This window comes from Allobosea sp. UC22_33 (assembly GCF_042700715.1).
Taxonomy (GTDB): Bacteria; Pseudomonadota; Alphaproteobacteria; order Rhizobiales; family Beijerinckiaceae; genus Allobosea.
Window position 1 is genome coordinate 1,200,272 of sequence record NZ_CP170556.1, and the last position, 14,962, is coordinate 1,215,233.

Annotated in this window: 14 protein-coding genes; 7 read left to right on the top strand and 7 right to left on the bottom strand. The window is 66.8% G+C overall.

Annotated features, from left to right (window positions below):
* The first annotated feature begins 17 nt into the window (after positions 1-17).
* The 4 genes from ACFJGT_RS05630 to ACFJGT_RS05645 all read left to right on the top strand — a co-directional run bounded on the left by ACFJGT_RS05630 (position 18) and on the right by ACFJGT_RS05645 (position 3,223).
* Complete coding sequence (locus ACFJGT_RS05630) at positions 18-1,172, top strand: ABC transporter ATP-binding protein (RefSeq protein WP_377846721.1); 1,155 nt, start codon at positions 18-20, stop codon at positions 1,170-1,172.
* Entirely contained in the window at positions 1,169-2,071 is a 903-nt protein-coding gene (locus ACFJGT_RS05635) for an ABC transporter permease (protein WP_377846723.1), read from the top strand. The genes ACFJGT_RS05630 and ACFJGT_RS05635 overlap by 4 nt, the downstream gene beginning before the upstream one ends.
* Positions 2,068-2,856, top strand: a complete 789-nt coding sequence (locus tag ACFJGT_RS05640; RefSeq protein ID WP_377846725.1) for an ABC transporter permease — start codon at positions 2,068-2,070, stop codon at positions 2,854-2,856. The genes ACFJGT_RS05635 and ACFJGT_RS05640 overlap by 4 nt, the downstream gene beginning before the upstream one ends.
* Before the next feature lie 97 nt (positions 2,857-2,953).
* On the top strand, positions 2,954-3,223 hold the full coding sequence (locus tag ACFJGT_RS05645; protein ID WP_377846727.1) for a hypothetical protein: 270 nt from the start codon (positions 2,954-2,956) through the stop codon (positions 3,221-3,223).
* A gap of 62 nt (positions 3,224-3,285) precedes the next feature.
* Here the strand turns inward: ACFJGT_RS05645 and ACFJGT_RS05650 are convergent, their stop codons facing one another.
* The 6 genes from ACFJGT_RS05650 to ACFJGT_RS05675 all read right to left on the bottom strand — a co-directional run bounded on the left by ACFJGT_RS05650 (position 3,286) and on the right by ACFJGT_RS05675 (position 9,497).
* Positions 3,286-3,630, bottom strand: coding sequence for a DUF86 domain-containing protein (locus tag ACFJGT_RS05650; RefSeq protein ID WP_377846729.1), 345 nt, complete (start codon positions 3,628-3,630; stop codon positions 3,286-3,288).
* Positions 3,630-3,926, bottom strand: a complete 297-nt coding sequence (locus ACFJGT_RS05655; RefSeq protein ID WP_377846732.1) for a nucleotidyltransferase family protein — start codon at positions 3,924-3,926, stop codon at positions 3,630-3,632. Before ACFJGT_RS05655 ends, ACFJGT_RS05650 begins: the two co-directional genes overlap by 1 nt.
* A gap of 43 nt (positions 3,927-3,969) precedes the next feature.
* Positions 3,970-6,135 (bottom strand): methylmalonyl-CoA mutase, encoded by a 2,166-nt coding sequence (gene scpA / locus ACFJGT_RS05660; protein WP_377846734.1) that lies wholly within the window; start codon positions 6,133-6,135, stop codon positions 3,970-3,972.
* Positions 6,132-6,956 (bottom strand): bifunctional hydroxymethylpyrimidine kinase/phosphomethylpyrimidine kinase, encoded by an 825-nt coding sequence (gene thiD, locus ACFJGT_RS05665; RefSeq protein ID WP_377846736.1) that lies wholly within the window; start codon positions 6,954-6,956, stop codon positions 6,132-6,134. The genes scpA and thiD overlap by 4 nt, the downstream gene beginning before the upstream one ends.
* A complete protein-coding gene (locus ACFJGT_RS05670) occupies positions 6,953-8,944 on the bottom strand; it encodes a methylmalonyl-CoA mutase family protein (RefSeq protein WP_377846738.1) in 1,992 nt (663 codons plus the stop codon). Before ACFJGT_RS05670 ends, thiD begins: the two co-directional genes overlap by 4 nt.
* A 166-nt stretch (positions 8,945-9,110) precedes the next feature.
* Positions 9,111-9,497, bottom strand: coding sequence for a DUF2267 domain-containing protein (locus ACFJGT_RS05675; RefSeq protein WP_377846740.1), 387 nt, complete (start codon positions 9,495-9,497; stop codon positions 9,111-9,113).
* A 158-nt stretch (positions 9,498-9,655) separates the two neighbouring features.
* Between ACFJGT_RS05675 and ACFJGT_RS05680 the strand changes: the two genes are divergently transcribed.
* A complete protein-coding gene (locus ACFJGT_RS05680) occupies positions 9,656-11,197 on the top strand; it encodes a helicase HerA-like domain-containing protein (protein ID WP_377846742.1) in 1,542 nt (513 codons plus the stop codon).
* Between the two features lie 115 nt (positions 11,198-11,312).
* Here the strand turns inward: ACFJGT_RS05680 and ACFJGT_RS05685 are convergent, their stop codons facing one another.
* Positions 11,313-12,656 carry an Nramp family divalent metal transporter gene (locus tag ACFJGT_RS05685; protein WP_377846744.1) on the bottom strand — a complete coding sequence of 448 codons (1,344 nt, stop codon included), beginning with the start codon at positions 12,654-12,656 and terminating at the stop codon, positions 11,313-11,315.
* Between the two features lie 192 nt (positions 12,657-12,848).
* Between ACFJGT_RS05685 and ACFJGT_RS05690 the strand changes: the two genes are divergently transcribed.
* Both ACFJGT_RS05690 and ACFJGT_RS05695 read left to right on the top strand, forming a co-directional pair.
* The gene (locus ACFJGT_RS05690) at positions 12,849-14,231 is read left to right on the top strand and encodes a M20/M25/M40 family metallo-hydrolase (protein WP_377846746.1); all 1,383 of its coding nucleotides are present in this window, start codon (positions 12,849-12,851) and stop codon (positions 14,229-14,231) included.
* Entirely contained in the window at positions 14,228-14,809 is a 582-nt protein-coding gene (locus tag ACFJGT_RS05695; protein WP_336809456.1) for a TIGR00730 family Rossman fold protein, read from the top strand. The genes ACFJGT_RS05690 and ACFJGT_RS05695 overlap by 4 nt, the downstream gene beginning before the upstream one ends.
* The last annotated feature ends 153 nt before the right edge of the window (positions 14,810-14,962 follow it).

Genomic DNA, 14,962 nt, shown 5'->3' on the forward strand with positions numbered 1-14,962 from the left:
GACAGATCGCTGGCTCCATGAAGAGAACCTCGCCCGGCAGCGTGCGCCGGGCCTTCCAGCCCTGGAACGACCCGGCGGCGAAGCCGCTCGTGCAGTTCCAGGGCGTGACCAAGCGCTTTGGCGACGTCACCGCGGTGGGCGATCTCTCGCTCGCGCTCTACCCGCGCGAGTTCTTCGCGCTGCTCGGCCCGTCCGGCTGCGGCAAGACCACGCTGATGCGCATGCTCGCCGGTTTCGAGACGCCCGATGCCGGCACGATCCTGCTCGACGGGCAGGACATCACCGGCATCCCGCCGCATCTGCGGCCGATCAACATGATGTTCCAATCCTATGCGCTGTTCCCGCATCTCAGCGTGGCCGGCAATATTGCCTATGGGCTGAAGCGCGAAGGGTTGCCGCGCGCCGAGATCGACCGGCGCGTCGAGGAGATGCTGGCGCTGGTCAAGCTCGCCGGCCTTGGGCAGCGCAAGCCGCACCAGCTTTCCGGGGGGCAGCGCCAGCGCGTCGCTCTCGCCCGTTCGCTCGCGAAGCGGCCGAAGCTGCTGCTGCTCGACGAGCCGATGGCCGCGCTCGACAAGAAGCTGCGCGAGCAGACCCAGTTCGAATTGATGGACCTGCAGAGCGAGCTCGGCCTTACCTTCATGGTCGTCACCCACGACCAGGACGAGGCGATGACCATGGCCGACCGCATGGCGGTGATGGACCATGGCAAGCTCGTCCAGATCGGCCCGCCCGACGTGATCTACGAGGCGCCGGCCAACCGCCACGTCGCGGAATTCGTCGGCGACATCAATATCTTCGAGGGTCGGATTACCGCCGTCGAGGGGGAGCTGGTCCGGGCCGAAGTGCCGCATGTCGGCACCGTCGAGTTCGACGAGGAAGCTCCGACTCTGAAGCCGGGCGAGCCGCTCGTCCTCGGCATCCGGCCGGAGAAGATCGAGATCGGCCATGACGAGCCCTGTCAGGCGGTCAACAAGGTCGCGGGCGAGATCTGGGATATCGGCTATCTCGGCGACTTCACCATGATCCAGGTGATGCTGGGTGGCGACGAGGGGCAGCTCGTCAAGGTCGCGCTCGCCAACCGCACGCGCCGGCTGGCGCGGCCCTTCGCCTGGGACGACAAGGTCTGGCTCTCCTGGGATGTCGAGGCTGGCGTGGTGCTGCCGCCATGAGGGCGGTCGCCTCGCTGCAGCGGCTGGGCCGGCTCGTGGTGGCCGTGCCCTATCTCTGGCTTGCGCTGTTCTTCCTCGCACCCTTCGCCATCGTGCTGCGCATGGCCTTTTCGCAGGCGGCGACGGCCCTGCCACCCTATGCGCCGCATTGGGAAGGCCTCGCCCAGCTCGCCGACTTCCTCTCGCAGCTCGATATCGCGAATTTCAGCCTGCTCGGCGACGATGCCCTCTACTGGCAGAGCTATCTCTACTCACTGCGCATCGCGGCGCTAACCACCGTCTTCGCCCTCGCGATCGGCTATCCGCTGGCTTACGCCATGGCCTCCGCGCCCGCGCGCTGGCGTGGCATCCTGCTCGTCTTCGTCATCCTGCCGTTCTGGACCTCCTTCCTGATCCGTGTCTACGCCTGGATCGGCATCTTGAGGCCGGAAGGGTTGCTCGATGCGACGCTCGCCTTCCTCGGTTTCGAGGGTGAGCCGCTGCGCCTTCTGAATACCGAGACGGCGGTGCTTCTCGGCATGGTCTATTCTTACCTGCCCTTCATGGTGCTGCCGCTCTTCGCGACGCTGGAGAAACTCGATCGCGGCCTGCTTGAGGCGGCGGCCGATCTCGGCGCCACGCCGGTCACGGCCTTCCTCACGGTGACCCTGCCACTCTCGTTGCCCGGCATCCTCGCCGGTTCCGCGCTGGTCTTCATCCCGGCGGTCGGCGAGTTCGTCATCCCCGATCTGCTCGGCGGCCCCGACACGGTGATGATCGGCAAGGTGCTCTGGAGCGAGTTCTTCTCGAACCGCGACTGGCCGCTGGCCTCGGCCGTGGCGGTGGTGCTGCTCGTCGTGCTGGTGCTGCCGCTGGTCCTCTTGCAGCGCGCAAGGTTGCAGCGGGAGATGGCGGCATGAGCCGGCTCGGTCCCGGATTGATCCTGGCGCTGATCGTCGGCTTCGCCTTCCTCTATCTGCCGATCCTGACGCTCATCGCCTATTCCTTCAACGCCTCCCGGCTGGTGACGGTCTGGGGCGGCTTCTCGACGCATTGGTATGGCGCGCTGATGCAGAACCAGCCGCTGCTCGACGCCGCCTGGCTCTCGATCCGCCTCGGCTTCGTCTCCGCGACGCTGGCGACGATCCTCGGCACGCTGGCGGCGCTCGCTTTGGCGCGGCACGGCCGTTTCGCCGGGCGCACCTTGTTCTCCGGTATGGTGCTGGCGCCGCTGGTCATGCCCGAGGTGGTGACCGGCCTGTCGCTGCTGCTGCTCTTCGTTGCCGCCGATGTCGAGCGCGGTTTCTGGACCGTGACGATCGCCCACGCCACCTTCAGCCTCGGCTTCGCCTGCATCGTCGTGCAGTCGCGTCTGGCGGGCTTCGACCGCTCGCTGGAGGAGGCGGCGCAGGATTTGGGCGCCACGCCCTTCGTCACCTTCTGGACCGTGACCCTGCCCTTGATCTGGCCGGCCGTGGCGGCGGCCTGGATGCTCGCCTTCACGCTCTCGCTCGACGATCTCGTGATCGCGAGCTTCACCACGGGGCCCGGCGCGACGACGCTGCCGATGCGGCTCTATTCGGCGGTCAAGCTCGGCGTCTCGCCCGAGATCAACGCCGCCTGCACGATCATGATCGGCGCCGTCGCCGTCGTCGTTATCGCGGCCTCGCTGCTTTTGAAGCGCGAGCAACTGGCCGGCAGCTAAACGGCGGCTGAACGGCGCCCTCAAAGCCCGTTCAGCCAGAACCTGCGAATGTCCGATCCGTGGCAGGGCGACCCCTGCCGGAACAGGACATGAGACCATGTTTGGCAATCGCGCCCGGATCGGTTTGACGGCTCTCGCGCTCAGCGGCGCCGTTCTCGCAGCCTCGGCCTTCGCCGGAGCGGGCGAAGCCCAGGCCTTCGGCGGCTACGAGCGCTCCTATGATCGCCCGGCCTACGGCTATGGCTGGCGCCCGGCGCCGCCGGCCGTCCACGGCTTCTGGGGTCAGCGCCGCTGGCATCGCTATTCCGACGGTTACGGCATGCGGCCGCCTCCGCCGCGTTACGGCTATGGTTACGGCTGGCGGTAAGTGTCGCCACGTCGGTCGTGATCATGGGGCGGGCGCTGCCGGCTGGCAGCGCCCGCCTTCTTTTATTCCGGGGTATTGTCGAGCAATTGCGTGACCACCAGCTCCAGCGCATCGAGCTCGGGCCCTGCCGTGTTGAGAAGCAGGTCGATGTCGACGCCGTCATAGGCATGGCGCAGAACATTGCCGATGCCCGCGATGCGCTTCCAGGGAATGTGTGGATAGGCGGCGCGCCGTTCTTCGGGGATATGCCGGCTTGCTTCGCTGATGATCTCGAAGAAGCGTTCCAGAGCCGCGCGCAAGACCGGATCGTGCCTGATCCGGCTGTCGGAGACTTCGGAGCGAAGGGTGCGGATATGCGCGATCGCATCCTTCATATGTGCGATGCGGTCGCGAAAGGTGGCCGCCATCAGAACAGCTCGACGGTCTCGTTTCGGATGTTGTCCGCGAGGCGTTCGGGCAGGCTGCGGCGCATGGTGATTTGGACCGGCAGGCCGATATCTTCCGACAGGTCCTGCTGGATCCCGACCAGATCGATAAGGGAGAAGCCGGGATCGTCGACTTCGATCATCAGGTCGATATCGCTGTCCTGACGCGCATCGCCGCGCGCCCGCGAGCCGAACAGCGCCATATGACTGACGCCGCGCGCCCGCAAATCCGGACGCTTGGCCAGAATGCGCTGCTTCAGTTCGTCCTGGCTCATCATGGCGGAGCTGTCAGTTCGAGGCCGGAACCTCAACCTTATCACATCACTCGGCAGCCGTCCGCTGGGCGTAGCCGAGGCGCTGGTTGAGCTCTTGCAGCAGCTTCTCGGCGGCGTCCGCGATGACGGTGCCCGGCGGGAAGATGGCGGAGGCTCCGGCCTCGATCAGCGCGTCGAAATCCTGCGGCGGGATGACGCCGCCGACGACGATCATGATGTCCGGCCGGCCCGCATGCGCGAGCGCTGCCTTCAGCTCCGGCACCAGCGTCAGGTGGCCGGCCGCCAGCGAGGAGACGCCGACGATATGGACGTCGTTCTCGACCGCTTGCCGCGCTGCTTCATCCGGCGTTGCGAAGAGCGGGCCGATATCGACGTCGAAGCCGAGATCGGCGAAGGCCGAGGCGATCACCTTCTGGCCGCGATCGTGCCCGTCCTGGCCCATCTTGGCGACGAGGATGCGCGGGCGACGCCCGTCCGCTTCCTCGAAGGCCTCGCACATCATCTGGACGCGCGTCACGGCTGGGTTCATCTCGCCGACCTCCCGCTTGTAAACGCCGGAGATCGCCTTGATCTCGGCCCGGTGGCGCCCGAAGACCTGCTCCATCGCCATGGAAATCTCGCCGACCGTGGCCTTGGCGCGGGCGGCCTTGACCGCGAGGTCGAGCAGGTTGCCGTTTCCGGCTGCGCCGTTGGTCAGCGCTGTCAGGGCGGCCTGCACCTCGGTCTCGTTGCGCTCGGCCTTGAGGCGCCTGAGCTTGTCGAGTTGCTGGGCGCGCACGGAAGCGTTGTCGACCTTCAGCACGTCGATCGAAGCCTCGTTCTCGGGCTTGAAGCAGTTGACGCCGATGATCTTCTGCAGCCCACCATCGATGCGGGCCTGCGTCTTGGCGGCGGCCTCTTCGATGCGCAGCTTCGGGATGCCGGCCTCGATCGCCTTCGCCATGCCCCCTAATTTCTCGACCTCCTGGATATGGCCCCAGGCCTTTTCGGCGAGCTCGGCGGTGAGCCGCTCGACATAATAGGAGCCGCCCCAGGGATCGATGATCCGGGTTGTGCCGCTCTCCTGCTGCAGGAGGATCTGGGTGTTGCGGGCGATGCGGGCCGAGAAGTCGGTCGGCAGGGCCAGCGCTTCGTCCAGCGCGTTGGTGTGCAGCGATTGGGTATGCCCCTGCGTCGCTGCCATCGCCTCGATCATCGTGCGCGGCACGTTGTTGAACACGTCCTGCGCCGTCAGCGACCAGCCGGAGGTTTGGCAATGGGTCCGCAGCGGCAATGACTTCTCGTTCTGCGCCCCGAAATCCTTGACCAGCTTCGCCCAGATCAGGCGCGCGGCGCGCATCTTGGCGACTTCCATGAAGAAGTTCATGCCGATCGCCCAGAAGAAGGACAGGCGCGGCGCGAAGACGTCGACGCCGAGGCCAGCGCGCTGGCCGGCGCGGATATACTCGACACCGTCGGCGAGCGTATAGCCGAGCTCGAGGTCCTGCGTCGCTCCGGCCTCCTGCATGTGGTAGCCGGAGATCGAGATCGAGTTGAACTTCGGCATGTTGGCCGAGGTGAAGGCGAAGATGTCGCCGATGATCCGCATCGAGGGCGAGGGCGGGTAGATATAGGTGTTGCGGACCATGAACTCCTTGAGGATGTCGTTCTGGATGGTCCCCGAGAGCTTGGCCTGCGCCACGCCCTGTTCTTCCGCCGCGACGATATAGAGCGCCAGAACCGGCAGCACGGCCCCGTTCATCGTCATCGACACGCTCATCTGGTCGAGCGGGATGCCGGAGAACAGCGTGCGCATGTCGTAGATCGAGTCGATCGCGACGCCGGCCATGCCGACATCGCCGGCGACGCGTGGGTGGTCGCTGTCATAGCCGCGATGGGTCGCGAGATCGAAGGCGACCGAAAGCCCCTTCTGCCCGGCGGCGAGGTTGCGCCGGTAGAAGGCGTTCGAATCCTCGGCCGTGGAGAAGCCGGCATATTGCCGGATCGTCCAGGGCTGGTTGACATACATCGTCGGGTAAGGGCCGCGCAGATAGGGCGCGATGCCCGGAAGCGTCTCGACGAAGGGCAAGCCGTCACGGTCCGCCGCAGAGTAGATAGGCTTGACCGGGATATCCTCGGGCGTCAGCCAGACTTCGCCCGTGGGCAACGCGCTGGCGGCGGGGCGTGCGCCTCCAGCAAAGGCGAGCTTCGTGAAATCCGGGATCGCGGTCATGAGGTGCTCCCGTCGGTCCTGTCCCACCAGTGGTGGAAATGATGCACCGGTCCGTGGCCGTGGCCAACCGCAACCTGATCGGCCGCGGCGATGGCGGCGGAGATATAGGTCTTGGCGTGGCCGACCGCCTCCGGCAGCGCCAGCCCCTTGGCAAGATTGGCGGCGATCGCGGAGGACAGCGTGCAGCCGGTGCCGTGTGTGTTGCGCGTCGCGAGGCGCGGTGCGTTGAAGCGCTGGCGCGTGCCGCCCGCGAGCAGCAGGAGGTCGCTGCTGACGTCGCCGGTGCCGTGCCCGCCCTTGACCAGGACGTTCGCCGCGCCGAGCGCGGCGAGTTTCTCGGCCTGCTCGTCCATCGCCTCATCGGTCTCGGCCATGCTGCTGCCGAGCAGGGCGGCGGCTTCCGGCAGGTTCGGCGTGATCAGCGTCGCGAGCGGGAAGAGATGCGTGCGGATCGCCTCGACCGCCGCGCTTTCGAGCAGCCGCGCGCCGGATGCCGCGATCATGACGGGATCGAGCACGACGTTCTTCGCCCCGTGGCGCTTCAGCCCGGCCGCGACGGTTTCGATCAGCTCGGCCGTCGCCAGCATGCCGATCTTGACGGCATTGACGTCGAGGTCCTCGAACACGGCGTCCATCTGCTGGGCGACGAAATCGCGCGGCACGGCATGGATGCCGCTGACGCCTTTCGTGTTCTGCGCGGTCAGCGCGACGATGACGCTGGCGCCATAGACCTGATGCGCCGCGAAGGTCTTGAGATCGGCCTGGATGCCGGCGCCGCCGCTCGAATCCGAGCCGGCGATGGTGAGGGCGATGGCAGTCAAACTCTTGTCTCCGGTCGGGCGCCTGCGATGGCCTGCGCTTGTGCGAGCGTCTCGACCACATCGCAGCCCATATGGATGAAGGTGGCGACGCCGGCCCTGTTCAAGGCTTCGGTCTCGGCCGGGCGCCCTGCGAGCCAGACCGTCGCGCCGGCCTTGGCGAGCGCCTCGGTCGCCGCCGCGCCCTCGGCGACATAGGCGGCATCCGAGCCGCACAGGCAGGCGAGCTTCGCGCCCGAGGCTCGGAAAGCGCCGACCAGAGCGTCGAGATCGGTCGCGCCATCCGTCGCGAAGCCGTCGTCGCTAGGAGCGGCAAGCCCGCCTGCTTCGAACAGGTTGCGGGCGAAGCCGGCGCGCGCGGTGAAATCGGCGATCGGCCCGAGCGTCGCCAGGAAGACGACCGGGCGCTTCGGCTGGGCATCGGCCTTGTCGCGCAAAGCCTCGAACGGCTCCGCCAGCCTGAGCGAGGGCAGGGGCTCGGCCCGCAGGCCAGCGGCAGGTGCTGCCAGCGCATCGGCCCGGCCGGCGCCGCTGACGAAGGAGCGGATGATCTCGCCCTGGTTGCGCTCGGCGAGGCTGCCCTGCACGCGCTTGCCGTCGAGCTTGACCGGCGCCACTTCGAGCACCTTCGCGGTTTCCTCGCGAATGTTCGGGAATTCGCTGGTACCGGTGATCGGCTCGCGGCGCGTCGCCACGGCTTTGGCGCGGGCGGCGCGCCGTTCGGCGAGCGTCTTCTGGAGATGGCCGTCGACCAGCGCCGCGACGATGCCGCCGAGATCGCCGCTGCGCTGCCGTTCGATCTCCTGGAAGGCCTGCCAGCCTTGTTCGCAGAGCGCCTGCGTTAGCGTCTCGAAGCCGCCGGCACCGGCGGCGGGGTCGGCGACGCGCCAGAGATTGCTCTCTTCGAGCAGGATCAGCTGCGTGTTGCGGGCGACACGGCGCGCGAAGACGTCGGGCAGGCCGAGCGCGGCGGTGAAGGGCTGGACGGCGATCGAATCGGCGCCGCCGACACCGGCCGCGAAGGCCGCGACCGTGCCGCGCAGCAGGTTGACGTTCGGATCGCGCTTGGTCAGCGAACGCCAGGCCGTTTCGGCATGGATGCGAGCGGGCTTCGGCGTCAGGCCACAGGCCTGCTGGATGCGGTCCCAGAGCAGGCGGGCAGCCCGGAGCTTCGCCACGGTCAGGAACTCGTCGGTATCGGCGACCAGCGTGAAGGCCAGTGCATCGCGCGCCTCGGACAGCGACATGCCCTGCGCTTCGAGCGTACGCAGATAGGCCACCGCCGTGGCAAGCACCGCGCCGAGTTCCTGCGCCTCGCTCGCGCCGGCCTCGTGATAGGGGCGGCTGTCGATCTCGATGAACGGCCCGGCGAAGCCATGCTCCTTGAGCGTGCGGATCGTTGCCGCGAGCCTGCGGCCGAGTTCGGGCCAGGGCGCCGCGAGCGAGCCACGGCTGGCGAAGACACCGATGGGATCGAGGCCGAACGAGACCGAGACCTCGCTTGCGGCATGGCCGCGTTTCTCGATCAGGGCCGCCAGCAGCAGGGCATTGATGCGACCTTGCGGGGTCGGGTCCAACCGCAGATGGATCAGATCGAGCATCACACCGTCGAGCGCCGTATCGAGCGTCGCCACATCGTCGGCGACGAGACCGTAGCCGCGTGCGGCCAGCGCCCCGGCGAAGCTGATCGTCAGCGTGTCGGCTCCCCCCTCGAGATCGGCGAGAGCCAGAGTCCGCGCCTCGCTCGGCTGCGGGTGGTCGAGCCGGCCCGCGACATGCCAGCGCCCGGTCTCGGCACGCAGCGCGCGGGCGGGTGCAGCGGCGGCAGGGTAGAGCGGTTCGATGCGGATGCCGTCGGCAGTGCGGCCGACGAGCTTCTTCTCGAAATCGGCGCCCTTCAGAACCTTGTCGACCGCCGCGCGCCACGCGTCATGCGACGGCGCCGCGAAAGCGTCGAGATAGGGAAGGTCGGATGGGGCAGCCGAGTTCATGCGCGCCGATACTCCTCTTCCGCATAGTGTGCAGCCGTGGAGCGCTGATTGCCATGGGCGCGCACGCACCGCCATCCCTACTTCGTCGCAAGACAGGTGCGAGAATACAAAAACGCCGCGGCGCTATCCTGAGATGGCGCCGCGGCGTTGGGGAATGCGGTTCAGATCAGACGAACTGGCCGAGGCCCGGGATCGCGCCGACGATGGCGCCCATCACGTCCTCACCGGCCTTCTCGCGGCCGACAGCGAACATTTCCTTCGAGACGCTCTGGATCTGGCCCATGGAGAGGCCGGCGCTCATGAGCTGGCCGCCAAGCGCCATCACGCCGCCGCCACCGCCCATCAGGCCGCCGATCGCGCCGAGCATGCCGCCCTTGGCGCCGCCTTCGGCATCGGCAAGCGCCTGCGCGCCCGGCAGAGCCGACATCAGCTGGCCGATCTCGGCGGTGGGGCCTTCCTTCTGCAGGAAGGCGAGGATGATGCCGACGCCCTTGCGGGCGAGCTCTTCATTGATGCCGGCAGCCGCCGCCACGCGCGTGAGCAATTCTTCCATGAAACCCAAACCCCTCGCCAAACGGCCTCGGCACGAAGCCTTCGGAAAATAGTTTACATGTTTACGATCTGATTTCCAATGGTCATTGGGCTTCCGCCTTCTGCGTCGTTTGTTTACATCCTTGCCGGACCGATTTGAAAACCTGATGGGCGAACTCGATGGCGAATGACGGCGCGATTCTGATCGGCAAGAGCGGCAAGCCTGAAAATCTCCTGCTGAAGCTCGCCAATCGCCATGGACTGGTGACCGGCGCGACCGGCACAGGCAAGACCGTGACGCTGCAGGTGATGGCCGAGGGCTTCGCCCGCAACGGCGTGCCGGTCTTCGCAGCCGATATCAAGGGCGACCTATCCGGCATCGTCGCGCCCGGCGATTCCAAGCCGCCCTTCGTCAACCGGGCCAAGGAGCTCGGCCTGAAATACGAGCCGGACCAGTTCACCACTGTGTTCTGGGATGTGTTCGGCGAGCAGGGGCACCCCGTCCGCGCCACCATTTCAGAGATGGGCCCGCTGCTGCTGGCCCGCCTGCTCGACCTCAACGATACGCAGGAGGGTGTGCTCAACATCGCCTTCCGCATCGCCGACGAGCAGAAGCTGCTGCTGCTCGACCTCAAGGACCTGCGCGCGATCCTGACCTTCATCGCCGAGAACGCGCAGGATCTGACCACCAAATACGGCAACGTCACCTCGGCGACGGTGGGTACGATCCAGCGCTCCTTGCTCGTGCTGGAGAACCAGAAGGGCGATCTCTTCTTCGGCGAGCCGGCGCTCGACATCAACGACCTGATGAAGACGGATCGCGACGGCCGCGGCATCGTCAACATCCTCGCCGCCGACAAGCTGATGAACAATCCGCGGCTCTACGCGACCTTCCTGCTCTGGCTGCTCTCGGAGCTGTTCGAGCAGCTGCCGGAGGTCGGCGATCTCGACAAGCCGAAGCTCGTCTTCTTCTTCGACGAGGCGCATCTGCTCTTCAACGGCGCCCCCAAGGCCCTGCTGACCGCGGTCGAGCAGGTCGTGCGCCTGATCCGCTCCAAGGGCGTCGGCGTCTATTTCGTGACGCAGAACCCGCTCGATATCCCCGATACGGTGCTGGCCCAGCTCGGCAACCGCGTCCAGCACGCTTTGCGCGCCTTCACCCCGCGCGACCAGAAGGCGGTGCGCGCCGCCGCCGAGACCTTCCGCCAGAACCCCAAGATCAACACTGAGGAGGCGATCAGCCAGCTCGCCGTCGGCGAGGCGCTGATCTCGATGCTCGAAGGCAAGGGCTCGCCCGAGATGGTCGAGCGCGCCTTGATCGCGCCGCCGATGGCGCAGGTCGGCCCCTGCTCGCCGCAGCAGCGCCAGCAGGCGATCAACGCCTCTCCCGAGAAGGGCAAGTACGACATCATGGTCGATCGCGAGTCGGCCTATGAGATCCTGATGGCGCGCAAGAACCTCAATCCGGACGGCTCGCCGGTCGAGGCTTCCACGAGTGGCGGGGGCGGCGGCATCCTCGACACGATCGGCGGTTGGCTCGGTGGCGGCGCCCCGCAGCAGCGTCCGAAGACCGGGCCGGGCTCGCGCGGCGGGGCGCTGCCCCAGAGCATGACCGAGAAGATCATCACTTCGGCCGCCCGCTCGGCCGCGACCTCGATCGGCCGGCAGGTCGGCACCGCGATCCTGCGGGGAATCCTGGGGTCGATGACGGGCAAGCGCTGAGGGCTGTTAACGCGCGTCATTCTCGGGCGAAGCGAAGCTTCGACCCGAGAATCTCATGACGAGAGGGCGCTGGTCCTGAGATGCTCGGGTCAAGCCCAAGCATGACGGCGGTCGTTCAAGCCCCCGTCGCGAAATCGATGATCAGCTTGATGTTCAGCACGATGATGATCGCGGCGATGATGGCTGCGGTCAGGCTGAGCCAGCGTGGGGCGACGAGCGCGCCCATCTTCTGCTTCGAGGCCGTGAACATCACCAATGGCACGACCGCGAAGGGCAATTGCAGGCTGAGCACGACCTGGCTCAGGATGAGCAGCTTCGCCGTCTGGCTCTCGCCATAGATCAGCGTGACCGCGATCGCCGGGACGATCGCGACGAGGCGCGTCACCAGCCGCCGCATCCAGGCCGGCAGGCGGATGCGCAGGAAGCCTTCCATCACGATCTGGCCGGCCATGGTCGCGGTCACCGTCGAGTTCAGGCCGCAGCAGAGCAGGGCGATGGCGAAGAGCGACGGCGCGATCGAGGCGCCGAGCAGGGGCTGCAAGAGTTCCTGCGCCTTGCCGAGCTCGGCAACGTCGTGGTGGCCGGCCTTGTGGAAGGTCGCGGCGGCGAGGATCAGGATCGAGGCGTTGATGAAGAGCGCGAAGCAGAGCGCCACGGTGGAATCGATCGTCGCGAATTTCAGCGCCTCACGCTTCTCCGGGATCGTCTCGCCATAGGCGCGGGTCTGCACGATGCCGGAATGCAGATAGAGGTTATGCGGCATCACCGTCGCGCCGATGATGCCGAGCGCGATGTAGAGCATGTTCGGATTGGTCACGATCTCCGTCGTCGGCGCGAAGCCGCGGATGACCTCGCCCCAGTTCGGGTCGGCGAGAGCGATCTGGATGCCGAAGCAAACCGCGATGACGCCGAGCAGCGTGATGATAAAGGCCTCGATCCAGCGGAAGCCGCGCGTCTGCAGCCAGAGGATAATAAAGACGTCGAAGGCGGTGATCAGCACGCCGATTTCGAGCGGAACGCCGAAGAGCAGGTTGAGGCCGATCGCGGTGCCGATCACCTCGGCGAGGTCGGTCGCGCAGATCGCAAGTTCGGCCAGCAGCCAGAGCGGCCAGGCCATGTAGGGCGGATAGGCGTCGCGGCAGGCCTGCGCGAGGTCGCGCCCGGTGGCGATGGCCAGCCGCGCGCAGAGCGATTGCAGGATGATCGCCATCAGGTTGGAGACCAGCGCGACGACGAGCAGCGTGTAGCCGTACTGGGCGCCGCCGGCGAGCGAGGTCGCCCAGTTGCCGGGGTCCATGTAGCCGACGGCGACGAGATAGCCCGGCCCGAAGAAGGCGAGGAACTTGCGCCAGTTCGACGAGGTCGGCGTCACCTTGATCGTGCGGAAGACATCCGTCAGCGACGGCTCGCCCCGCGATCGAAGCCAGATCGACGAGGATTCGGGGGCGCCCTGCGACATGATGATGCCTTGCTGCAACTTGGTTGCAATAAGAGGTATTGGCTCGCCGAGGCGCTGTCAATGTAATTGCGAATGGATTGCAGTTAGAAATAGCGAGGAGATGCGGGCCTGCCCGCCATGCGCGAATATGGGCTGACGCCCGCGACGGGGCTTGCCATGATGGCGTCACCTGAATCGCATCCGATGGCTGTCATGACCAAGCTCCCCGCCATTCTCGCCCGTCTCGATGATGGGTTCGACGCTTCGCTCGACCGTCTTTCCACCTGGCTCGAGATCCCGTCGATCGGCACCGATCCCGCGTTCAACGCACAGACGCGCGCTGCCGCCGAGTGGCTGCGGGCCGATCTGGAAGGGCTCGGCTTCAAGGCGGAGCTGCGCGAGACCGGCGGGCACCCCGTCGTCCTCGCCCATCGCCCCAAGCCCGGCGCGCCGCATGCGCTGTTCTACGGCCATTACGATGTCCAGCCGGTCGACCCCGTCAGCCTCTGGGACACCGACCCGTTCAAGCCGGTCGTCCGCGACCTGGAGCCCGGCCGCAAGGTCATCTCGGCCCGCGGTGCCTGCGACGACAAGGGCCAGGTGATGACCTTCATCGAGGCCGTGCGCGCGACGCTGGCCGAGACCGGCGACCTGCCGATCGGCCTGACCATCCTGGTCGAGGGCGAGGAGGAGTCCGGCTCCGTCAATCTGCCCGGCTATATCAAGGCGAATGCCGCCGAGCTGAAGGCGGATTACGCGCTGGTCTGCGACACCGGTATGTGGGACCGCGAGACCCCGCTGATCACCTCGACACTGCGCGGCATGGTCTATCAGGAGGTCACGCTGACGGCGGCCGACCGCGACCTGCATTCCGGCCTGTTCGGCGGCGCGGCCGCCAACCCGATCCATCTCCTCGCCCGCATCCTCGGCGAGATTCATGACGAGACCGGCCGCATCACCATCCCCGGCTTCTACGAGGGGGTGCATGAGCCGACCAACGCCCAAAAGGCCGAGTGGGCCGACCTGAACCTGACCGAGAAGGAATTCCTCGGGCAGGTGGGCCTGAAGCACTCCATCGGCGAGAAGGGCCGGATGCTGATCGAGCAGATCCAGTCCCGCCCGACCTGCGACGTCAACGGCATCTGGGGCGGCTATACCGGCGAGGGCAGCAAGACGGTCATCCCCGGCAAAGCTTCGGCCAAGGTCTCCTTCCGCCTCGTCGGCGACCAGGACCCGGCGAAGATCGCGGCTGCCTTCCACCAGTTCATCCGCGAGCGCCTGCCCGACGACGTGACCGCCGAATTCATCAGCCATTCCGGCTCGCCAGCCTTGGCGGTCCCCGTGGATTCGCCGGTGCTCCAGAAGGCCCGTGTCGCGCTCGCCGATGAATGGGGCGGGCGCGTCGTCTCGATCGGCAGCGGCGGCTCGATCCCCGTTGGCGGCGACTTCAAGCGCACGCTGGGCATCGACACGCTCTTCGTCGGCTTCGGCCTCGACGACGACCGCGTTCATTCGCCCAACGAGAAATACGACCTGTCCTCCTTCCACAAGGGCCAGCGTTCCTGGGCCCGTATCTTGCAAGCTCTCGGTTCATGAAATCTGTCTGTGTCTTCTGCGGCTCCAATCCCGGCAACGATCCCGTCTATGCGGCGGGTGCCCGCGCCATGGGCGCCGAGATCGCCCGGCGCGGTTTGACGCTGGTTTATGGCGGCGGCGCGGTCGGTCTGATGGGCATCGTCGCCAATGCGGCGATGGAGGCCGGCGGAGAGGTCCACGGCGTCATTCCCAAGGCGCTGAAGGACAAGGAGGTCGGCCATGTCGGGCTGACCCGGCTCGAGGTCGTCGACACCATGCACACCCGCAAGGCGCGGATGGCCGAGCTTTCGGACGGCTTCATCGCGATGCCCGGCGGCATCGGCACCTTCGAGGAGCTGTTCGAGATCTGGACCTGGGGCCAGCTCGGCATTCACGCCAAGCCGCTCGGCCTGCTCAATGTCGCCGGCTTCTACGATCCGCTGGCGACCTTCCTCGACCGCACCGTCGAGGCCGGCTTCCTCAAGCAGAACCACCGCGCGATGGCGATGACCGATACCGAGCCGGCGACACTGCTCGACCGGATGCAGAACTATGTGCCGGCCGCGACCTACAAGTGGATCGAGAAGGAGCAGGCCTGACGGATCGCGGGCGCGCTTTTAGGTTGTAGGAATTTTGTCCTTGACATCGTGACGCTGATCCGCTAGACATCGGGAACGCTCACGAAATCTGCCCGAACGAAGCCGCCGCGCTCTCCAGCCGGCGGCTTTTTCGTGCCTGTCATCCGAGAGGGA